At 62.9% G+C, this 21,364-nt stretch carries 18 protein-coding genes and 1 pseudogene; 9 read left to right on the top strand and 10 right to left on the bottom strand.

The features are described 5' to 3' along the window. The first annotated feature begins 112 nt into the window (after positions 1 to 112). Complete coding sequence (locus AC1DDS_RS08615) at positions 113 to 1,951, top strand: heavy metal translocating P-type ATPase (RefSeq protein ID WP_477478500.1); 1,839 nt, start codon at positions 113 to 115, stop codon at positions 1,949 to 1,951. Between the two features lie 218 nt (positions 1,952 to 2,169). Continuing rightward, positions 2,170 to 3,083 (top strand): annotated as a pseudogene (locus AC1DDS_RS08610) (DMT family transporter). A 39-nt stretch (positions 3,084 to 3,122) separates the two neighbouring features. Here the strand turns inward: AC1DDS_RS08610 and AC1DDS_RS08605 are convergent. The 4 genes from AC1DDS_RS08605 to AC1DDS_RS08590 form a co-directional block, all read right to left on the bottom strand. Beyond that, positions 3,123 to 3,518, bottom strand: coding sequence for a VOC family protein (locus AC1DDS_RS08605; RefSeq protein ID WP_477478499.1), 396 nt, complete (start codon positions 3,516 to 3,518; stop codon positions 3,123 to 3,125). Positions 3,519 to 3,775: 257 nt separating this feature from the next. Beyond that, positions 3,776 to 4,270, bottom strand: a complete 495-nt coding sequence (locus AC1DDS_RS08600) for a nuclear transport factor 2 family protein (RefSeq protein WP_477478498.1) — start codon at positions 4,268 to 4,270, stop codon at positions 3,776 to 3,778. Between the two features lie 139 nt (positions 4,271 to 4,409). Beyond that, positions 4,410 to 5,549, bottom strand: a complete 1,140-nt coding sequence (locus AC1DDS_RS08595) for an alpha-hydroxy acid oxidase (RefSeq protein ID WP_477478497.1) — start codon at positions 5,547 to 5,549, stop codon at positions 4,410 to 4,412. A 67-nt stretch (positions 5,550 to 5,616) separates the two neighbouring features. Continuing rightward, entirely contained in the window at positions 5,617 to 6,894 is a 1,278-nt protein-coding gene (locus tag AC1DDS_RS08590) for an L-fuconate dehydratase (protein WP_477478496.1), read from the bottom strand. 195 nt (positions 6,895 to 7,089) lie between these two features. Here AC1DDS_RS08590 and AC1DDS_RS08585 point away from each other — a divergent pair, with 195 nt between their 5' ends. After that, on the top strand, positions 7,090 to 7,926 hold the full coding sequence (locus tag AC1DDS_RS08585; RefSeq protein ID WP_477478495.1) for an amidohydrolase family protein: 837 nt from the start codon (positions 7,090 to 7,092) through the stop codon (positions 7,924 to 7,926). Between the two features lie 68 nt (positions 7,927 to 7,994). Here the strand turns inward: AC1DDS_RS08585 and AC1DDS_RS08580 are convergent, their stop codons facing one another. After that, the gene (locus AC1DDS_RS08580) at positions 7,995 to 8,168 is read right to left on the bottom strand and encodes a hypothetical protein (RefSeq protein ID WP_310417482.1); all 174 of its coding nucleotides are present in this window, start codon (positions 8,166 to 8,168) and stop codon (positions 7,995 to 7,997) included. Between the two features lie 337 nt (positions 8,169 to 8,505). On the opposite strand from AC1DDS_RS08580, the gene groL reads away from it, so the two are divergent. Beyond that, positions 8,506 to 10,134: a chaperonin GroEL gene (gene groL / locus AC1DDS_RS08575; protein WP_477478494.1), complete on the top strand. Its 1,629-nt coding sequence runs from the start codon at positions 8,506 to 8,508 to the stop codon at positions 10,132 to 10,134. A 200-nt stretch (positions 10,135 to 10,334) separates the two neighbouring features. Then, positions 10,335 to 11,027, top strand: coding sequence for a GntR family transcriptional regulator (locus tag AC1DDS_RS08570; RefSeq protein ID WP_477478493.1), 693 nt, complete (start codon positions 10,335 to 10,337; stop codon positions 11,025 to 11,027). A 52-nt stretch (positions 11,028 to 11,079) separates the two neighbouring features. On the opposite strand, the gene AC1DDS_RS08565 is transcribed toward AC1DDS_RS08570, so the two are convergent. Next, entirely contained in the window at positions 11,080 to 12,348 is a 1,269-nt protein-coding gene (locus tag AC1DDS_RS08565; protein ID WP_477478635.1) for an alpha/beta fold hydrolase, read from the bottom strand. Positions 12,349 to 12,551: 203 nt separating this feature from the next. On the opposite strand from AC1DDS_RS08565, the gene AC1DDS_RS08560 reads away from it, so the two are divergent. After that, positions 12,552 to 13,694: a M24 family metallopeptidase gene (locus AC1DDS_RS08560; protein ID WP_477478492.1), complete on the top strand. Its 1,143-nt coding sequence runs from the start codon at positions 12,552 to 12,554 to the stop codon at positions 13,692 to 13,694. 63 nt (positions 13,695 to 13,757) lie between these two features. Here AC1DDS_RS08560 and AC1DDS_RS08555 read toward each other — a convergent pair whose 3' ends face one another. From AC1DDS_RS08555 to AC1DDS_RS08540, 4 genes are all read right to left on the bottom strand, one after another. Continuing rightward, on the bottom strand, positions 13,758 to 14,741 hold the full coding sequence (locus AC1DDS_RS08555; RefSeq protein WP_477478491.1) for a zinc-dependent alcohol dehydrogenase family protein: 984 nt from the start codon (positions 14,739 to 14,741) through the stop codon (positions 13,758 to 13,760). Positions 14,742 to 14,875: 134 nt separating this feature from the next. After that, on the bottom strand, positions 14,876 to 16,456 hold the full coding sequence (gene ahpF / locus AC1DDS_RS08550; RefSeq protein WP_477478490.1) for an alkyl hydroperoxide reductase subunit F: 1,581 nt from the start codon (positions 16,454 to 16,456) through the stop codon (positions 14,876 to 14,878). Positions 16,457 to 16,614: 158 nt separating this feature from the next. Further along, positions 16,615 to 17,178 (bottom strand): alkyl hydroperoxide reductase subunit C, encoded by a 564-nt coding sequence (gene ahpC, locus AC1DDS_RS08545; protein ID WP_477478489.1) that lies wholly within the window; start codon positions 17,176 to 17,178, stop codon positions 16,615 to 16,617. Positions 17,179 to 17,500: 322 nt separating this feature from the next. Next, positions 17,501 to 18,193: a GntR family transcriptional regulator gene (locus AC1DDS_RS08540; protein WP_477478488.1), complete on the bottom strand. Its 693-nt coding sequence runs from the start codon at positions 18,191 to 18,193 to the stop codon at positions 17,501 to 17,503. A 322-nt stretch (positions 18,194 to 18,515) separates the two neighbouring features. Here AC1DDS_RS08540 and AC1DDS_RS08535 point away from each other — a divergent pair, with 322 nt between their 5' ends. The 3 genes from AC1DDS_RS08535 to AC1DDS_RS08525 are packed head-to-tail and all read left to right on the top strand — an operon-like array spanning position 18,516 to position 21,338. After that, positions 18,516 to 19,616, top strand: a complete 1,101-nt coding sequence (locus AC1DDS_RS08535) for an ABC transporter ATP-binding protein (RefSeq protein WP_477478487.1) — start codon at positions 18,516 to 18,518, stop codon at positions 19,614 to 19,616. Positions 19,617 to 19,618: 2 nt separating this feature from the next. After that, positions 19,619 to 20,542 (top strand): ABC transporter permease, encoded by a 924-nt coding sequence (locus AC1DDS_RS08530; RefSeq protein WP_477478486.1) that lies wholly within the window; start codon positions 19,619 to 19,621, stop codon positions 20,540 to 20,542. Further along, positions 20,535 to 21,338 carry an ABC transporter permease gene (locus AC1DDS_RS08525; protein ID WP_477478485.1) on the top strand — a complete coding sequence of 268 codons (804 nt, stop codon included), beginning with the start codon at positions 20,535 to 20,537 and terminating at the stop codon, positions 21,336 to 21,338. The genes AC1DDS_RS08530 and AC1DDS_RS08525 overlap by 8 nt, the downstream gene beginning before the upstream one ends. Positions 21,339 to 21,364 lie beyond the last annotated feature (26 nt).

Here is a 21,364-nt window from a genome sequence, read left to right as displayed (position 1 = left end):
GCGTATCGACTCGTCCGACGGGGTATCCTAAGCTCCTTCTTTGCCAATTGTTTCTGCTCCTCACCGCATCCGTCGGGGTGTGTTGGATATTGCGATCACGAAGGTAGTGCCTTTGTCGACGTCCATTGCCAGTTCTCTCTTCACGTTCCGATCGATGCTCGTCGCCATCGCCACGGCTGGCTTGGCCGGCGGCACGATCACCTGGCTCTATGGCAGCGAAACATGGGCCGACCGGACTTGGTTCACGGCCACCGTCCCGGTCCTGATCGCGCTCGCCATCGAGATCGTCACGTCGTTGCGAAAGGGCGAAGTCGGCCTCGATCTCGTCGCCGCCCTCTCGATGACGGCGGCGCTGGCCTTCGGCGAACCGCTCGCCGCAAACGTGGTGGCGCTGATGTATTCCGGCGGCCAGCTTCTCGAAAGCTATGCGGAAGGACGGGCACGGCGCGAGATGACGGCGCTGCTGGGGCGGGTCGCCCACACGGCGATGCGCTACTCCGGGGAGGCGCTGGAGGAAGTCCCGCTCTCGGAGATCCGGGCCGGTGACCGAATTCTCGTTCGCCACGGCGAAGTCGTTCCGGTCGACGGCACGCTTGCATCGGAGGCGGCGGCCCTCGACCAATCGAGCCTCACCGGCGAGAGTGCCAAGGTCGACAAGGCGAGCGGGGACGAGATCCTGAGCGGTTCCACCAACCTCGGCAACGCCTTCGACATCATCGCCACCCGTCCGGCTGCCGAAAGCACCTACGCCAACATCGTGCGTCTGGTGCAGCAGGCGCAGGCGAGCAAGGCCCCGAGCGTGCGCATCGCCGACCGCTACGCGGTGTGGTTCCTCGTCCTGACGCTGCTGATCGCAGGCGTCGCCTGGTGGCTCTCCGGCGACCGCATCCGGGCGCTGGCGGTGCTCGTTGTCGCCACGCCGTGCCCGCTGATCCTGGCGCTGCCGGTGGCGATCATCTCCGGCATGTCCCGTTCGGCCAAGCTGGGGGTCCTGATCAAGAGCGGGGGCGCTCTCGAAGCACTTGCCAAAGTGCGGACGGCCGTCCTCGACAAGACCGGCACGCTCACCTACGGACAGGCCCGCGTCATCGAGATGAAGACGACAGAGGGCTGGGATGGACAGGAAATGCTCCGTCTGGCGGCATCGCTCGACCAGGCGTCAAGCCACGTCATCGCCGAGGCACTGGTCGGGGAAGCGCGCCGACGCGGCCTGCCGCTCTCCGCACCAACCGACATCAGCGAGGCGGCTGGCACCGGCGTCACCGGCGTGGTGGACGGACGCCGGGTAACGATCGGCGGCAGCCGCTACGTCCGCGACAGCAGCAAGGGGGACCCCTATGCCCTGCGTGATGGGGTCCCTGACGATGCCGCGGTGGTGGCCGTCGCGGTGGACGGAGAGCTTGCCGGCATCATCATGTTGGCCGATCGGATCCGGCCGGATGCGGCGGCGATGCTTGAGGCTTTGCATGGCGTCGGCGTCGGCCGCATCGTGCTCGCTTCGGGCGATCGGTCCGATGTCGTCGCGGCGGTCGCGGCCAAATTGGGAATCGACGAGGCACACGGCGAACTGACGCCCGCGCAGAAGGTTGAGATCGTCCGTCGGGAATCGTCCAAGGAGCCGACCATGATGGTCGGCGACGGCGTCAACGATGCGCCGGCATTGGCGACAGCGACCGTCGGCATCGCCATGGGTGCCCGCGGCGCAGCCGCGTCTTCGGAGAGCGCCGACGTGGTGCTTCTCGTAGACCGGCTCGACCACCTCATAAAGGCGATCCACACCGCGCACCGAACGAAGAGGATCGCGCTGCAGAGCGTTCTGATCGGCCTCGGGCTATCGGTCGTGGCAATGCTGGTCGCGGCGGCAGGCTATCTCCCGCCGGTCGCCGGTGCCTTCACGCAGGAACTGATCGATATTGCGGTGATCCTCAATGCCCTGCGCGCATTGCGCTAAAGCGCTTCGCGATCTTTCAGATTCGCTTGCCGCGCTTTGGGTCGTTGTTCTTTCGCATGTCTTGGCCCCACATGCTGACGCGATGCTTCGCATGGACTTCATGCAGCCATCAATATTGTTGACTGGATCGTCGCGAATGTGCGAGAGGCGACAGTGTCTCTTCGTGGCCGGTAGACGCCTTGCGTAGGCGCAGTGCCCAAGCGCATGAAAGCCACAAAATGACAGACGCGATCACTTCCTCCTCTCCCACATCCCATTCCAGCGGCACACGCGCCGGCATCCTGATCATGGTGTTCGGCATGGTGTTGTTTTCGTTGAACGACGCGCTCGGTAAATGGCTGGTCAGCAGCTATTCGGTTCCGCACTGATGCTGATCCGCAGCATCGCGGCAATCGCCGTGCTTCTGCCGTTCTTCTGGCGCACCGGCTGGCGGAGCCTGATCCGGGTCGAACGCCCTTGGCTGCAGGTGTTGCGTTCTTTCCTTTTCGCCTTTGACGCGGTGGCGTTCTACTTCGCGGTCGGTTACATGCCGCTCGCCGACACCATGACCTACTGGCTGGCAACTCCGATCTACGTTGCCGCACTCTCGCCGCTGATGCTGGGTGAAAAAATCGGCTGGCGACGCTGGACAGCAATTCTGGTCGGGTTCGCCGGTGTCGTCATCGCCCTCGAGCCGTCTTCCGAAAGCCTCACTCTGCCCGCCTTGATCGCATTCTGCGGCAGCATAGCCTTCGCCCTTGCCATGGTTCTCGGCCGCACTTTGCGCGGCACGCCGGATACCACGCTGGTCTTCTGGCAGGTGGCGGGCGCCGGCCTATTTTCGGTGGTGGGCCTTGCTTTGAATCCGGGCGGCTGGGCACCTGTGAGCCCGGTTGACTTCGGCCTGCTTGGTCTGCTTGGAATCGTCGCGATGGGGGCACACATACTGGTGAACCGCTCGCTGAAACTAGCGGATGCATCGACGGTCGTGCCGCTGCAGTACACCTCTCTGATCTGGGCGGTCTTGTTCGGCTGGATCTTTTTCGGCGACCTGCCGCGCACGGCAATGCTCGTTGGCGCCGGATTTATCGTGGCCTCCGGCCTCTTCATCTTTTTCCGAGAGCAGACGTTGAAGCGCAACGGACGGCGCTGAGCGATTTCGGCTCGGGATAACGGCGCCGTCCCCTGCCGCCTATTTGAATCGTCCCTGCCGCTGCAGCACCTCGATCTTGTAACCGTCCGGATCGGTGATGAAGAAGAAGCGGGCAATCATTGTACCATCGCGATTGAATTCAACGATCTTGTTGGGGTTGAGGCCCAACGCAGAGACGCGCGCGTGTTCCGCATCGAGGTCGGAGACCGAGACGGCGAGATGGCCGTAGCCGTCGCCGAGCGCATAGGGTTCGGTCCGGCCCTTGTTGACCGTCAGTTCGAGCTCGAATTCGCTTTCAGCATTGCTGAGATAGATGAGCGTGAAGGTTTCGAAATCGAGCCGGTCGGCCACGTCAAGGCCGAAGGCCCGGCGGTAGAATTCGACGGAACGGGCCTCGTCCAGGACGCGGATCATGGAGTGGATGGATTTTGCCAATTTGGGCCTCTTCTGCTTGCTGCGTTGGCGAAAACCATTCATCGAAAAATGGTCGCGATCAACGACAGCCCCGATACCACAATTGACAAAAATTGGGCGATAAATGCCGGGAAGGACCGGGCTTTTCCATCACGGCCCTTCGTGACAGATGAGATCACAGCCATCGCCTCGCTATGGCGAGATCGTCTAGCGACGACTCACGCACGCGCTGCCGATGCCGCAGCCGGCACCGACCGTCTCAAGGCGGAAGGCTGCTCTCAGGCGTTTGGCCGGTCGGCATCTTCCATTGCGTCCAGCGGTTCCATCGGCACCCCCGGCACGCCGGTCCAGATGCCGGATGGTTTGACAAAGCCGATGATCTCCGCCGCGAGCAGCGTGTCGACGAACTCAGTGAATTCGATCACGCGTCCGTCGCGAAAAGTCAGCTTGTCCATCATCTCGGTGTCGAAGAATTTGTCTTCCGGGATGAAACGAACCGGACCGGTCCGATGGACCACCGCCGTGTCGCCGTCCACGTGCATGCTTTCGATCTTCATGACGGACAGGTCCCAGTTCGCGATCAAATCGGCAAAACGGGCCCGGACCTCGGATGCACCCTCGACCATGTGCGTCAGCGGACCCAGCCGAAAGTTGCCCGCAATGCGGAAGCTGGCGTCCGGGTCGACAAGGCTAATCACCGCGTCAAGATCATGGTCGTTCCGGGCCCTGTAGAACGCCCGGACAGTTCTCTCGAGTTCGCTGCGATCCATCATGGATGCCTCCCTCCGTTTGAACGGAGGGAGTGTGCGCCCGATAGCCATCGCAGGCAATTCCGGGCGCCGCATCATTTTGGATTAACTTTTGCAGATTTGACGCGAGAGTTGAGCGGGCGGCGCAGCCCCCCGCCGCCGATCACTCCTGGTGCAGGTTTCGCCGCGACAGGTTGCGCACGTCGCGTTCACCGCAGAGCGCCATGGTGGTGTCGAGTTCCTTGCGGATGATCTCTAGCGCCTTGGTGACACCCGCCTTGCCGCCGGCGCCGAGGCCATAGAGGAAGGGACGGCCGATATGGGTGCCCTTGGCGCCGTAGCAGAGCGCCTTCAGGACGTCCTGGCCGGAGCGGATGCCGCCGTCGAGATGCACCTCCATGTGCCCGCCGACGGCATCGACGATGCGCGGCAGCATGCTGATCGTCGACGGCGCGCCGTCGAGCTGACGGCCGCCGTGGTTCGAGACGATGATCGCGTCGGCGCCGGTGGACACGGCCATGCGCGCGTCCTCTTCGTCAAGGATGCCCTTGAGGATCAGCTTGCCGCCCCAGCGCTCCTTGATCCAGGCGACGTCCTTCCAGGAGAGCTGCGGGTCGAACTGCTCGCTCGTCCAGACCGAGAGCGAGGTGAGATCGGTGACGCTTTTGGCGTGGCCGACGATATTTCCGAAGGTGCGGCGCTTCGTGCCCAGCATCTGGGCGCACCAGAGCGGCCGCGTCGCCATCTGCCAGATGTGCTTCGGGGTGAACCTGGGCGGTGCGGACAGACCATTGCGGATGTCCTTGTGGCGCTGGCCGAGAAGCTGCAGGTCGAGCGTCAGCACCAGTGCCGAGCACTTGGCGGCCTTGGCGCGATCGATCAGGTTCTCCACGAATTCGCGGTCCTGCATGACGTAGAGCTGGAACCAGAACGGCTTCGTCGTGACGGAGGCAATGTCCTCGATCGAGCAGATGCTCATGGTCGAAAGCGTGAAGGGAATGCCGAACTCCTCGGCGGCCTGCGCCGCCAGCATCTCGCCATCGGCGTGCTGCATTCCGGTCATTCCGGTCGGGGCGAGCGCGACGGGCATCGACACCTTCTCGCCGATCATCTCGCTCGCGAGCGACCGGTTGGTCATGTCGACCAGCACACGCTGGCGCAGCTTCACCTTATGGAAATCCTCCTCATTCGCCCGGTAGGTGCCTTCGGTATAGGCGCCGGAATCGGCATAGTCGAAGAACATCTTCGGCACGCGGCGCTTCGCGCGCGCCTTCAGGTCGGCGATCGTCAGGATATCTTCCACGCTAGTCTCCCCCCAGTCAGGACGGACGGCATGCCGGACGGCGCCGCCAGAAATCAACGTCCGCCTTTTAGGGCCGGAAGGTGTATTCGGCAATCGATTCCGGTTTCATCTCGATCGAAAATCCCGGTTTGGATGGCGGCATGTAAGCGGCGTCTCGAATGACGCAGGGATCAACGAAATGTTCGTGCAGATGGTCGACATATTCGATCACCCTGCCCTCTTTCGTGCCGGAGACGGCGACGTAATCGATCATCGACAGGTGCTGGACATATTCGCAAAGCCCGACGCCGCCTGCGTGCGGCCACACGGGCAGCCCATATTTCGCCGCGACCAGCAGTACCGCCAGCACCTCGTTCAGCCCGCCCATGCGGCAGGAGTCGATCTGGACGATGTCGATCGCCCCCTCCGCGATGAATTGCTTGAACATGATGCGGTTCTGGCACATCTCGCCGGTCGCGACCTTCACGGGGTTTACGCCCGCGCGGATCTTGCGATGGCCGGCAATGTCGTCCGGGTTGGTCGGCTCCTCGATGAAGTAGGGCTTTGCAAAGGCAAGCTTCTTCACCCAGTCGATTGCCTGGTCCACTTCCCAGACCTGGTTGGCGTCGATCATCAGGAAACGGTCCGGGCCGATCACCTCGCGGGCAATCGTGAGCCTGCGGATATCGTCGCCGAGGTCGCGGCCGACCTTCATCTTCACGTGGTTGAAGCCGGCATCCACCGCCTCTTGGCAAAGGCGCCGCAGCTTTTCCTCCGGGTAGCCGAGCCAGCCCGCCGAGGTGGTGTAGCAGGCATAGCCCTCACGCTTCAGCGTCTCGATTCGCTCGGCCTTTCCAGCCTCGGCCTTTTTCAGGATCGCAACTGCCTCGTCGCGGGTCAGGACGTCGGTGAGGTAGCGGAAGTCGACAATATCGGCGATCTCCTCCGGCGAGAGCTCGCAGACGAGTTGCCAGACGGGCTTGCCGGACTGCTTGGCCAGCAAGTCCCACACCGCATTGACGACCGCGCCGGTGGCAAGGTGCATCGCCCCCTTGTCGGGTCCGATCCAGCGCAATTGGCTGTCGCCCGTCAGGTGTCGCCAATATTTTCCGGGCGCTTTGCGCACCGCGTCCAGCTCCGTGCCGACGACCAGATGCTCCATGGCCCTGATCGCCATGCAGCAGATGTCGTTGCCGCGGCCGATGGTGAAGGTCAGTCCGTGACCTGCAAGTCCAGGTTGGTCGGTATCGAGGATGACATAGGCGGCCGAATAATCCGGATCGGGGTTCATCGCGTCGGAGCCGTCCAGGTTCTGCGATGTCGGGAAGCGCAGGTCGAACACGCGCATGCCTGTGATACGAGCCATTTTGTCCTCCCAGGGCGCAGCGAGCGGCGACGCACCAAGCCTTGCGCCGCCGGTGATGCTTGCCAAGTCACAATTGTACTTTATACATAAGAGACAAAAATTATCGCTGTCAACGGCAGCACAAACAGCGGCTTGAACGTTTACGCGCGCTCTGCGCAACATAGGTCCGAACGCGGCAACCCGGGGGAATGCGCCATGTTCATCGACACGCACCTGCACCTGATCGACCAGTCGAGGCTTGCTTACCCCTGGCTTTCCGGCGCCGGCGACCTGAACCGTGATTTCACCTATGCGGAATACGCGCGCGAAGCGAAGCGGCTCGGCATCGAGACGGCGCTGCATATGGAGGTCGACGTCGCGACCTCGGATATCGAGGTCGAGACCGAGGTGGTACGAGCCCTCGCCGACTCCACCGGCGACATGATCCGGGGCGTGATCGCCGCCTGCCGGCCGGAAGAGATCGGCTTTCCCGCCTATCTGGAAAAGTGCACGGCCGATCCGTTCGTGAAGGGGCTTCGTCGCGTGCTGCACGTCGTTCCCGACGATATCTCCGAGCAGGCGCTCTTTCGCGACAATCTCAAGCGGTTGGCAGGCAGTCGGCTGACCTTCGACATCTGCATGCTGGCGCGCCAGCAGCCGCTCGCGCTCACGTTGATCGATAGCGTGCCGGCCGTTCACTTCGTGCTTGATCATTGCGGCGTCCCGGACATCGTCTCCGGTGCCTTCGACAACTGGAAGCGCGGGATCAGCGAGATTGCACAGCGGCCGAACGTGACGGCCAAGGTCTCCGGCATCGTCGCCTATGCGGATCCGCAGACCTGGACCGTCGACACCATCCGGCCCTATGCCGAGCACATCGTCTCCGCCTTCGGCTGGGATCGGGTCGTCTGGGGCAGCGACTGGCCGGTCTGCACGCGCGGCGGCGGCCTTTCCGTCTGGGTCGGCGCGACGCAGGCGATTTTCGGCGCTTGCACGCCCGAGGAGCGGGAAAAACTTTACCGAGGAAATGCCAAACGTATCTGGAACCTATGAGGCGTCATCTGTGTGGTCGGCTGTGCGCACCACAAGACAATCCCATCCGCCACGCTCGGGCGGAACGGTTATCCCCCGATCAGGCCGAAGACCAAGGCCACGACGAAGAGGAAGGCCGCAGCGGCGACCACGTTGCAGACGATCCCGTCCAGAGCCCAGCGCTGGGTGCGTTTCGAACGTTCGGACTGCGCTTCGCGCTTGTGACCAAAGCCCGCCTTGCCGACAGCATTCGCGTTGCCCATCGTCGTCTTCCTTTCGTTCGGACGCCCCGTTGGACAAGCGCCATCCGTCGGACCTGTCATGCCCGCGACTGCAAATTATAGAGAATGTCTATAAGAATGATAGGGTTCATTTTCTCTTTTTGGCCACAATCGTAAACAGCCGTACCCGGCGGAACGGCAATGACTTTCTGTCTGTCCGTCGCGCCGGATCGGATCGGATCCAATCCCGCTCCGCGCGTGGAAGCGTAGAGGCCACGAAACAGGTTAGCAGTCCGCCTTAGGGAGTGCTAATATTTGCCGCCGCATCGCTGAGAACGAAACTCAAAGGGCACTTTGCGACCGAAGGAGGAGAAGTAAAATGGCTGCGAAGGAAGTGAAGTTTCATACCGAAGCCCGCGAAAAGATGCTGCGTGGCGTCGACATCCTTGCCAATGCAGTCAAAGTGACGCTCGGCCCGAAGGGGCGCAACGTGGTGCTCGACAGGTCGTTCGGCGCTCCCCGCATCACCAAGGACGGGGTCACGGTGGCAAAGGAGGTCGAACTTGAGGACAAGTTCGAGAACATGGGCGCCCAGATGGTGCGCGAAGTGGCCTCGAAGACGAGCGACATCGCCGGCGACGGCACCACTACCGCAACCGTTTTGGCCCAGGCGATCGTCCTGGAAGGCGCAAAGGCCGTCGCCGCCGGCATGAACCCGATGGACCTTAAGCGCGGCATCGACAAGGCGGTCGAGGCTATCGTCGAGGAACTCAGGAAGAATGCCCGCAAGATCACCCGGAACGACGAGATCGCCCAGGTCGGCACCATCTCAGCCAATGGCGACACCGAAATCGGCCGCTTCCTGGCCGAGGCGATGGAGAAGGTCGGAAACGAAGGCGTCATTACCGTGGAGGAGGCCAAGACCGCCGAAACCGAGTTGGAGGTGGTGGAGGGCATGCAGTTCGACCGGGGCTATCTCTCCCCCTATTTCATCACCGACCAGGAAAGGATGCGCGTCGAACTGGAGGAGCCGTATCTCCTCATCCACGAAAAGAAGCTCTCCAACCTGCAGGCGATGCTTCCCGTCCTCGAGGCGGTGGTCCAGACGGGCAAGCCGCTGTTGATCATTGCCGAAGACGTGGAGGGTGAGGCCCTCGCCACGCTGGTCGTCAACAAGCTTCGCGGCGGCCTGAAAGTCGCGGCGGTCAAGGCACCGGGTTTCGGCGACCGTCGCAAGGCGATGCTGGAGGACATCGCCATCCTGACCAACGGCACGACGATCTCCGAAGACCTGGGCATCAAGCTCGAGCACGTCACGCTGGAGATGCTGGGCCGGGCCAAGAAGGTTATGGTCGAAAAAGAGCACACCACGATCGTGGATGGTGCCGGCGCCAAGCAGGAAATCCAGGGACGCATAACCCAGATCAGGGCGCAGATCGAGGACACGACGTCGGAATACGATCGGGAAAAGCTCCAGGAGCGGTTGGCCAAGCTTGCCGGTGGCGTTGCTGTCATCCGGGTCGGGGGCTCGACCGAAGTCGAGGTCCGGGAACGCAAGGACCGGGTCGACGATGCAATGCATGCGACCAGGGCTGCGGTTGAGGAAGGCATCCTGCCTGGCGGCGGCATTGCCCTGCTCAGAGCAGTGGCGGCGCTTGGCGGCGTGCAGACCGACAACCCCGACCAGAAGCACGGTGTCGAGATCGTCCGCCGCGCCATCGAGGCTCCCGTGCGCCAGATCGCGGAAAACGCCGGCGCCGAAGGCTCGATCATCGTGGGCCGGCTGCGCGAGGTGGCCGATTTCAGCTATGGTTGGAACGCACAGACAAACGCATTCGGCGACATGTTCGCGCAAGGCGTCATCGACCCGGTGAAGGTCGTTCGCACCGCGCTACAGGATGCGGCGTCGGTAGCGGGCTTGCTGGTCACCACGGAAGCCATGATAGCCGAAAAGCCGAAAAAGGAAGGCCCAATGCCGCAGATGCCGCCAGGCGGCATGGACTTCTGATGACGGCACCGTACCCGCACCAAGGAGCGGGTGCGGTGTCACATCTCAAGCCGTTCGGCGAAGAACTCCCTGCAGTTCATCCCCCATCGCGCCCATGCGGAGATCGGCGGCGGACTTGATCTGTCTTCAAGTTGCGTGCAAGCAAGACAGCCAAAGGCTGCTCGCAAAGAGACAAAAAGCCGAAAAAGGGGAACAAAGGCATGGAAGTCAACAGAACCCGCGGGTCGGGACCGCAAACAATCTACGGCAAGATTCGCCAGGAAATCCTGACGATGACGATGAAGCCCGGCAGCCCTCTGGACGAGGCGAGCCTTTCCGAGCGTTTCGGGATGTCGCGCACGCCCGTGCGCGAGGCACTGCTGAGATTGGCGGCTGACGGGCTGGTGACCACGTTACCGAACCGCAACACCGTGGTCGCGGCCATCGACTTCGCAGCACTTCCGGCCTATTTCGACGCCTTGACGCTGATGTACCGGGCCACGACGCGCGCCGCTGCGATGCGCAAGGATCGCGAGGCCATCGCCAAGATCCGCAATCACCATGACGACTTCACCAAAGCCGTGGACGAGCAGGATGCGTTCGCGATGATCGAGGCCAATCGCGAGTTCCACGTCGCAATCGCCGAACTCGGCGGCAACCCCTACTACACGGCCTTCTTTGCACGGCTGCTGGACGAGGGCAGGCGCATCCTGCGCCTGTACTACTCGTCTTTCAACGATAGGCTGCCGCGTGAATTTGTCGATGAACACGAGGAAATCATCGCCGCGATCGAGGCCGGCGACATCGACCGGTGCGACCGGCTGGCGACGAAACACGCGTCCCAGATCGTTCGCCAGATCCAAGATTATGTCGCGCGTGACCTGCAACGCCCGATCGACTTCGCGGCGGCGTAGTCACTCCGGTGGCGATCGCAGGTAGCACCTGCAATCGCCGCAAGCATCGACGTCAGGCGAGCGGGCCGCCGCGCTCCTTCACCATCGTCATAAGGCGGGTCAGCACGGCGCCGGACTGGCGCACGCCGTCGTGCTCGTATTCATTCGTGACCCAGGCCTCGAGGTTGCCGACCCGGCGGGCGGTATCGAGCGACAGTCCGGCGTCGACATACATGTCGTCGAAATAGACGGCGGCGGCGACGGGTACTTCATTTGTCGCCAGCCGTTCCGGATCGTAGAGCCTGCCGTGGCTCTTGCGGGCGGCGAGCGCCTCCGCGCCGGCGCGGAACGGACGCAGCGAACGGATCTCCTCGAACATCCACGGATACATCATTTCGCCGGTGAGTTGCAGCGGCCGGTGATCCTCGGCAAAGTCGGGATGTTCGGCACGGATACGCTCTGCCGCCCAGTCGGTGGCGCCGTCCCCCTGGCCGTAGATGCTCTCATGGAGAACGGCAAAAAGCGGATTGGCGTCATAGGAGGTGAGCGCCATGACGGAGGCAAGAAAGTGATCCGACAGGCGATCCTCGCCCAGGCCCGAAAACGCCTCGTCCATCAGCCAGTGGATGTTCTCGAGGCCCGGCGCCATGCCCAGATCGATGCCAAGCGTTTGCAGCCGGCGCACGGTCAGCGGGTCGCCGTCCGGCAGGCGGATGTCGTTCTCGGCGATAAAGTCGGCGATGCGGCCGATCCGCTCGCGATCGTGCGGGTACCGGCGGTAGTAGCGTGCGTTTTTCTCTGCCACGCGCGGATAGGTCCGGCGATAGACGTCCGCCGCCGTCGCCTCCAGTCCCGCCAGCCCGCCGGTCACATAGCAGGCCGAAAGCCCTTCCGGTGCCTTCGACAGATAGGTCAGCGTCAGAAACCCGCCGTAGCTCTGGCCGAGCGTCGACCACTTCGCACCGCCGAACACCGCTTTTCGCAGGTGTTCACAATCCGCAACGATACTGTCGGCGCGAAAATGGGAGAGGTAGTCAGCGGCCGCCTCGCCGTTCGTGAAACCGGCCATGGTCCCGCTTTCGATGCGCGTGCTTCGGCCGGTGCCGCGTTGATCGACGAGGATGACGCGATGGGTCTTCAGCGCCTCGGCGAGCCAGGACGGCCCACCACTAGCCGGGCGCGGCGACTTGCCCCCGGGGCCGCCCTGCAGGAAAACAAGCATCGGCAGGTCTTCTCGTTTCCGCGCCGGATCGCAGACTTCCCGGGCGAACACGTCGATGGTCGCGCCATCCGGCCGCGACCAATCCAGCGGAACCGGCACGACATGGTCGCGAAAAAACATTCCCGGAATGGTATACTCTCGGACGGTCACTGGCTGATCCTCGTCATTGGATTGAATTGCTGGCTGGGGCGAGTGAGATGGAACCATAGCAGCTGCCGCGCTTGTCGACAAATTGCCTACAAAGGAAAATATGCTTACCTGATGGTATCTGGCCCGGCATTATCGCGCCGCCCGTCCCCGCCAATTCGAAACTGGAGCCTCGCATGTCTTTCTCAACTCCTCCCGCCCCCATCACCGACGCAGAGCGACAGCTGCGGCTCGACCGCCTGCGCGCAGACATGCAGGCGGGTGGCTTCGCAGGCGTTCTGCTTGGCTCTACGGAAAGCCTGCGCTATTTCACCGGCCTTGAATGGCACCAAAGCGAGCGCCTGCTCGGCGCGCTCGTCACTCCTTCCAGCCTCACCTATGTCGTTCCGGCGTTCGAGCGCAGCCGCGTGGAAACGCTGCCGCACCTTCCGGGCGAGATCGCCACATGGGAGGAGGAGGAAAGCCCTGCGGCGCTCGTTGCCGTGCTGCTCGGGCCGAAGGGGCGGTTGGCACTGGACGACGCCCTTCCGCTCTTCAGCTTCCACGCGCTCGCTGCATGTGTTGGCATGGATCGGCTCGCCGACGGCAGCCGTCTAGTTCGCGGCCTGCGACTGTGCAAGTCGCCGGCCGAGATTGCGATCATCCAGTATGCGATGGAACTGACGCTGGAGGTCCAGAAACGCGCCCACGCCATGATGAAGCCGGGCATCCGTGCTTCCGACGTCGTTCGCTATATCGATGAACAACACCGGGCGCTGGGCGCGGCCGTCGGGTCGACCTTCTGCATCGTCTCGTTCGGCACGGCGACCGCGCTGCCGCATGGCGCCGATGGCGACCAGACTCTGGCCGCGGGCGACGTCATACTCGTCGACACCGGAACGAGAATCGACGGCTATCACTCCGACCTGACCAGGACCTACGTGCTGGACGAGCCGAATGCCGAGTTTGCCCGCGCCTGGGCGATCGAGCGCGAGGCGCAACAGGCGGTCTTCGACGCGGCGAAGATCGGCGCGCCCTGCCACAGTCTCGACGACGCTGCGCGCGCTGTGCTGACGCGCCACGGCCTGGGACCGGACTACCAATTGCCGGGTCTGCCGCATCGGGCCGGCCACGGGTTGGGGCTCGAAATCCACGAGGAGCCCTATCTCGTTCGCGGCAACACGGTGCCACTCGCCGAAGGCATGTGCTTCTCCAACGAACCGATGCTTGTCTTCCCCGACCGTTTCGGCATCCGGCTCGAGGATCATATCCATATGACGGCGAACGGACCGGCATGGTTCACGCAGCCGGCGAAAGGTCCTGCCGAGCCATTCGCCTGAGCAGCCGATCCATTGGCGGCACCCGATGCAGGTGCCGCCGTCCTGGTCGCAACGATCCGTACGCTACGGTATCAGGACGGCCGCACCGCTGAGCCGTCCGGCCCGCAGATCGGCAAGCGCATCGTTGGCGCGCGCCAGTGGATAGGTGATGGTATGCGTCCGGACCGCCGCCGCGCGCGCGATCTCGATGAACTCCCGCCCGTCCTGGCGCGTCAGGTTGGCAACCGAAGAGACGCTCCGCTCGCCCCAGAGAATGGAATAGGGCATGGATGGAAGATCGCTCATGTGGATGCCGGCGCAGATGACGCGCCCGCCCTTGCGGACCGCGCGGAGGGCGGCAGGGACGAGTTCGCCGACGGGGGCGAAGATGATGGCGGCGTCCAGCTCGACGGGCGCCGGCAAATGTGAGCTCCCCGCCCAGACTGCGCCAAGGCTGACGGCAAATGCCTGCGCATCGCTGTCGCCCTCGCGCGTGAACGCATAGACCTCGCGCCCCTGCCAGCGGCAGACTTGGGTGATGATATGGGCGGCAGCACCGAAGCCGTAGATGCCGATGCGTTCGCCATCGCCTGCCTTTTTCAGCGCGCGCCAGCCGATCAACCCCGCGCAGAGGAGGGGCGCCAGCGAAACCGCATCCTGATCGCGTTCCAGCTCGAACGCGAAGTCGGCGTCGGCAAGCGTATGCGTCGCAAAGCCGCCATCACAGGTGTAGCCGGTGAACAGTGGGTGATCGCAGAGATTCTCCTCGTCCCTGCGGCAATAGGGACATTGGCCGCAGGTGTGGCCGAGCCACGGAACGCCGACGCGGCGCCCGAGCATCTCGCTGGAGATGCCGCTTCCGACCGCTTCGACGACGCCGACGATCTCATGGCCGGGCACGAGTGGCAGTTTCGGCTCGGGCAGGTCGCCGTCGATGACGTGCAAGTCGGTGCGGCAGACGGCGCAGGCCTCCAGCCGGATCAATAGCTGGCCGGCAAGCGGCAGGGGATCGGGCCGCTCGACCAGACGAAGCGGGTCGCCGATCCTCTCCAGGATCATCGCCTTCATCGCGCTTCCTTCCGCGCATGAGCGGATATCAGTCTACCGCGTTCGGGCGATTGGAAAAGACGCAGCGAGCCTAGCTGGCTCACCTTTGTTGAAATGCACGTTCAACAGCGGCGAGCCAACAGGCCGCGATGCCATCAGGCCGCCTTGGCGTTGTCCGTGTCCGGCGCCGAGGTGCGCATCAGGTGGTCGAAGGCGGCAAGCGAGGCCTTGGCGCCCTCGCCGACAGCGATCACGATCTGCTTGTAGGGCACCGTCGTGCAGTCGCCGGCGGCAAAGACACCGGGAACCGAGGTCTGGCCGTGGTTGTCGACGACGATCTCGCCGCGCGAGGACAGCTCGACCGTGCCCTTCAGCCATTCCGTGTTCGGCAGCAAGCCGATCTGCACGAAGATGCCCTCCAGCGAAAGCGTGTGGCGCTGGCCGGCAATCCGGTTCTCGTAAACGAGGCCGGTGACCTTCTGGCCGTCACCGACCACCTCCGTCGTCCTGGCATTGAGCAGGATGTCGACGTTCGGCAGGCTACGAAGCTTGCGCTGCAGCACATCGTCGGCGCGCAGCTTGCCGTCGAACTCGATCAGCGTCACGTGGCTGACGATGTTGGCGAGGTCGATCGCCGCTTCGACGCCGGAATTGCCGCCGCCGATGACCGCCACGCGCTTGCCCTTGAACAGCGGCCCGTCGCAATGCGGGCAGTAGGCCACGCCCTTGTTGCGGTACTTGTCCTCGCCCGGAACCTCCATCTGCCGCCAGCGTGCGCCGGTGGAGAGGATCACCGTCTTCGAGCGCAGCGTTGCGCCGTTAGCCAGTTCGACGGCGATCAGGTCCTTCCCCGGCACCAGCTTCTTGGCGCGCTGCAGGTTCATGATGTCGACCTCATAGTCCTTCACATGCGCCTCCAGCGAAGCGGCAAGCTCCGGCCCTTCGGTATGGCGAACGGAGATGAAGTTCTCGATCGACATCGTGTCGAGCACCTGCCCGCCGAAGCGCTCGGCGGCAATGCCGGTGCGGATGCCCTTACGTGCCGCATAGATCGCAGCCGCCGCTCCTGCCGGACCGCCGCCGATGACGAGCACTTCATAGGGCTCTTGTGCGTTGAGCTTCGCCGCGGCGCGGGCGGCGGAATTGGTATCGAGCTTGGCGACGATCTCCTCGATCTCCATGCGGCCCTGGGCGAAGACCTCGCCGTTGAGGTAGACGGTCGGGACCGACATCACCTGGCGGCTTTCGACCTCCGCCGGGAACACGCCGCCGTCGATGGCGACGTGCTTGATGCGCGGATTGAGCACGGCCATCAGGTTCAGCGCCTGCACCACGTCCGGGCAATTCTGGCAGGACAGCGAGAAATAGGTCTCGAAGGTCAGGTCGGTGTCGAGTTCGCGGACCTGGTCGATGATCGCCTGCTCAACCCGCGGCGGATGGCCGCCGACCTGCAGGAGCGCCAGCACGAGCGAGGTGAATTCGTGGCCAAGCGGAATGCCGGCAAACCGCAGATGAATGTCGTGGCCGGGGCTGCTCAGCGCGAACGACGGGGCGCGCTCGCCATCGTCGCTGTGCTCGGTCAGGGAAATCTTGTCGTTCAGCGCCACCAGTTCGTTCAGCAGCGCCATCATCTCCTGCGACTTCGCGCTGTCATCGGTCGAGGCCGTGATCTCGACGGGGCGAACGAGCTTTTCGAGATAGGCATTGAGCTGGGATTTCAGATTGTCGTCGAGCATCGGGCACTCCGTATAAGAGCAATTCCAGCAAGAGCGGGTAGGGTCTCGCGTTCGGAATTGCGTACAAACAAGCAGTTACACATCGCGGCCGCGGTCTTGGGAGGAAAACGCGGCAGGGGCGCCGCCCCGCATCGAGCGGGGCGGCGCATCGTCAAAGTTCAGATCTTGCCGACGAGCTGCAGCGAAGGGGCGAGCGTCTTTGCGCCCTCTTCCCACTTGGCCGGGCAGACTTCACCGGGATGGGCGCGGACGTACTGGGCGGCCTTGACCTTGCGCAGCAGGTCGGCGGCGTTGCGGCCGATGCCTTCTGCCGTGATTTCCATCGCCTGGATGATACCGTCCGGATCGACGATGAAGGTGCCGCGGTCGGCGAGGCCCTCGCCTTCGCGCATGACTTCGAAGTTGCGGGTAATCGTGCCGGTTGGGTCGCCGATCATGGCGTACTCGATCTTGCCGATCGTCTCCGACGCGTCATGCCAGCCCTTGTGGCTGAAGTGCGTGTCGGTCGAGACCGAGAAGACCTCGACGCCGAGGCGCTGCAGTTCGGCATAGTGATCCGCCAGGTCGCCGAGTTCGGTCGGGCAGACGAAGGTGAAGTCGGCCGGATAGAAGAAGAAGATCGCCCACTTGCCCTGGATGTCGGCTTCGCTCACTTCGATGAACTTGCCTTGCTTGAAGGCCTGCGCCTTGAACGGCTTGATGGGGGTATTGAGGACGGACATGGGTACTCCTGTAGAAATTTGCTGCAAAGCGAAGGTCGCTTCGCGGCGCAACATAGACAGGAGCTAGTGATAAGTAAAATGGATAAAGAATGAAAGTTCGATAGGTGCGAACTATCGCCGCGGCTGTGGCCAAGGGGCGTCGCGGTACGCACGATTCTCAATAATTGGCCTCTCGCGCCAATCATTCGCTGCAAGCATCAACCGGCATGCGCGTGGCCAGGTTCGCCAATTGAACGGAAAAAATTTTGCCGGATGTAATGGTCGGCGTACAGAGGCTCGCCTTCATACAATTGGCAATGTGCGAAGTGCCATGCCGGCACCGCTACCGCCTTGTTGCGAACGCGCGTGCGGCGGCGTCGAGAAACTGCGTCCGGCCAAGATGGCCGATTCCGTCCTGGATATCCGCGGTTATTGCTGCTTTCAGCGCTTCTGCGTTCTTGTCACGAATCGCAACCATCGCCTCGGCGTGGCGGTCGACCTTATAGCTTTGCCAATGGTTTTCGGCGGCGTGGCGCATGAAGGGGCCCAGACGCAGCCAGAGCGATTCGATCATCGGCAGAAGCACGCCGTTGGAGTGGACTTCATATATGCAGCGGTGAAAATCGAAGTTGGCCACCATGCCGCGTTCGATATCCCCGGCGTCGTAGGCATCGTCCACAAGGGAATCGAGATGCTGTAGCCGGGCGATGCGGATGAAGTCCATCTCCGGCAGGGCCCGTTCGGCCGCAACCGTCTCCAGTGCGATCCGGGCGGCAAGGATCTCGTCGAATTTTTCCGGCACCATTTCCGGCACGCGGACACGGCGGTTGTCCAGAAGCTCCAGCGCGCCGTCTGCCACCAGATATTGCAACGCCTCGCGCACTGGCATGGCGCTCACGTCCAGCATCTCGGCGAGGCCGTTGATGGTCACCGGTTCGCCCGGCTGGAAACGTCCCGTCATCAGGGCGTGGCGTAACGTGCGATGGACCCAGTGCTTGATCGATTCGTACGGTTGCCTCTCCTCCGATGCCAGCATGCCTGTCCCCTCCGTGGGTCGAGCCCGATGCCCCTTTGTGGGTGCGTCGTGCATTGAACTAACCCTTTGAAACCGCGTTTTTTCTCAATTCCGCAGGCGGATCGCTCCGGAAAGGCTCGCGTTCAGTTCCCCGGCATATTTCGACGTAGGGTTGATATTGTCCCGTCCGCAAAATTGCCTCTTTACAGTTTTGATCAAATTATGGTTTGTTGTGATCATAAGCAAGCGACGACTATCACATAGAAGCTGCGGCAAGCAGCCATTGTGCAGACCGCCGGGGCGAAGGGGGAGCCTTTCAGAACCCGGGTGAAATGGGGAACAAATGGACCAGACCCAGGTGAAGTCCGCCAATGGCGGCGCTATCGGCATGCGCGCCATCCAGAAATGGTTCGGGACTTTTCAAGCCGTCAACGACGTGACCTTGGATATCCGGTCGAACGAGTTCTTCACACTCCTTGGACCTTCCGGTTGCGGCAAGACCACGCTCCTTCGAATGATCGCCGGCTTCGAGCTGCCGACCGAAGGTCAGGTCCTGCTCGACGGCAAGGACATCTCCAGCCTTCGTCCCAACCAGCGACCGGTCAATACAGTCTTCCAGAACTACGCCCTTTTCCCGCATCTGACCGTCGCGGAGAACATCGGCTTCGGACTGAAGATGCTGGGCACGCCGAAATCCAAGATCGACGGCGTCGTGAAGGAGATGCTGAAGCTCGTGCACCTTGAAGGTCGCGGCGACAACGCGGTGACGCAGCTGTCCGGCGGCCAGCAGCAGCGCGTGGCCCTGGCGCGCGCCTTGGCGCCGCAGCCGAAGGTGTTGCTGCTCGACGAGCCGCTTTCGGCGCTGGACCTGAAATTGCGCAAGTCGATGCAGATGGAACTGAAGCGCCTGCAGCTCGAAACCGGCATCACCTTCGTTTTCGTCACGCACGACCAGGAAGAAGCGCTGACGATGTCGGATCGCATCGCCGTCATGTCGACCGGCACGGTTCGCCAGGTCGGGACGCCCTGGGACATCTACGACCGCCCGGCCGAGCGCTTCGTCGCCGACTTCATCGGTGAGACGAATTTCCTCGAGGCCGACGTTGTTTCCGTTTCGGGCAACAAAGCCCGTGTGCGCCTTTCCTCGGGCGCTGAGTTTCCAGCGACCTTCCCCACCGACCTGACGCCGAGCGGCAAGGTCACGATCGTTGTTCGTCCGGAGCACGCCCAGGTCAGCGCGCCTTCGCCTGCCTCGCTCTTGCAGGGGGTGATCCACGAGGTCGTCTATCTCGGCACCGATACGCATCTCCACATCCGCCTCGACGACGACAAGACCTTCATGGTTCGCCAGCAGAATGCCCGTAGCGGCCACAGCGGCTTCTCCAAGGACGACACGGTCGGCATCGGCTTCAGCGACGGCGTCGCCCAGATCCTGAGGGATTGACGATGAATGGCGCCCAGCAGGCCGCCCTCGCGGCCAGGAAAAAAGATATCCGCTCCCGCTGGCTGCTCAGTACGCCGGCCCTGTTCATCATTTTCTTTGCGGCGGTCGGGCCTCTCCTCGTCATGCTGCTCTACTCCTTTATGGCGAAGGGCGACTATGGCGACGTAAGGTTCGGGGAGTTCTCGCTTGAGGGCTGGACCTCTGTCCTCTTCCAGCGTGACATATTCGATGACACGCTGGGACTCGCGGACGCGCACCTGTCCATCATCTGGCGCTCGATCCAGCTGTCGTTCTTCACGACGATCCTCACCCTGATCCTCGGTTTTCCGACAGCCTATTTCATCGCGACGCGCCCGCCGCACACCCGCGAGATCTGGGTGTTCCTGGTGACGATCCCGTTCTGGACCAACCTGCTGATCCGCACCTTCGCGATGCAGCAGGTCATCCGCAACGAGGGCATGCTGAACAATGCCCTGATCTGGCTCGGCATCATCAAGCAGCCCTTGCAGATCATGTACACGGACACCGCCAACCTGCTTGGCATGACCTATGTGTATCTGCCGCTCATGGTGTTGCCGCTCTACGCTTCGATTGAAAAGCTCGACTTCCGGCTGGTTGAGGCGGGGTACGACCTTTATGCGACGCGCTTTCAAGTGTTGCGGCGGGTTGTGATTCCGCTGGTCAAGCCCGGCCTTATCGCCGGCTCGATCCTCGTGTTCATCCCTTCGCTCGGGGCTTACGTCATCCCGCGCGTTCTGGGCGGCGGCAAGAACATGATGCTCGGCAACCTGATCGAGATGCAGTTCGGCTCGGGCCGCAACTGGCCCCTGGGGGCGGCGATGTCGATCACCCTGATGGCCTTGGTGATGGTCGCGCTGATCTTCTATGTGCGCAATGCCTCACGCGGAGGAACGGGCCATGCTTAAGTCGCGCTTCGACGTCCGCGCCCAACCCGGTTTCGGGCTCATCACCCTGTTCACATTCTTCGCGCTTTATCTGCCGATTGGCGCGCTGGTCGTCTACTCCTTCAACGGCGCGGAGTCCCTCTCCCGGTGGGATGGGTTCTCGACGCGCTGGTTTGTGGTGGCATGGCAGAACGCTGCCGTTCAGGACGCAGCCATGCGTTCGCTTGTCATCGCTTCATGGGCGGCGTTTCTGGCATCGGTCGCGGCCACGATGGCCGCGCTTGCGACGACGCGGACGGCGCCCTATCGCGGCCTGACCTTCAAATACGCGCTGATCAACCAGCCGCTCATGGTGCCGGAAATCGTGACCGCGGTGGCGCTGCTGATCGTCTTCTCGCGGATCAAGGTCTGGACCGGCTACTCGGGCCTGGGCTACCTGATTGTCGCCCATACCGCCTTCTGCATTCCCTTCGCCTACCTGCCCATCCGCGCCCGTCTCGAAAGCATGGACCTGACGCTGGAACGGGCGGCAGCCGACCTCTACGCGACGCCCTGGAAGACGTTCTGGCATGTGACCTTGCCGCTGCTGCGTCCGGCGATCATCGCCGGCTTCATGCTGGCTTTCGTCATTTCGCTGGATGACGTCGTCATCACGGAATTCGTGAAGTCCGGCGGGCAGGACACGTTGCCGACCTACATGCTCGGACAGCTCCGGCGCGAGACCTCCCCGGAGATCAATGCGATCGCCACCGTATTCCTCGCGCTTTCCACCGCGCTGGTGGTGGTCTTCTTCCTCATCAATCGGCGAAAGCAGTAGTCATCTCGGAAACAAATCACAGAGAG

This window comes from Mycoplana sp. 10N416, assembly GCF_056394765.1.
Note: the sequence above shows the minus strand (reverse complement) of the source record. Positions and strands in the feature narration are given on the sequence as shown.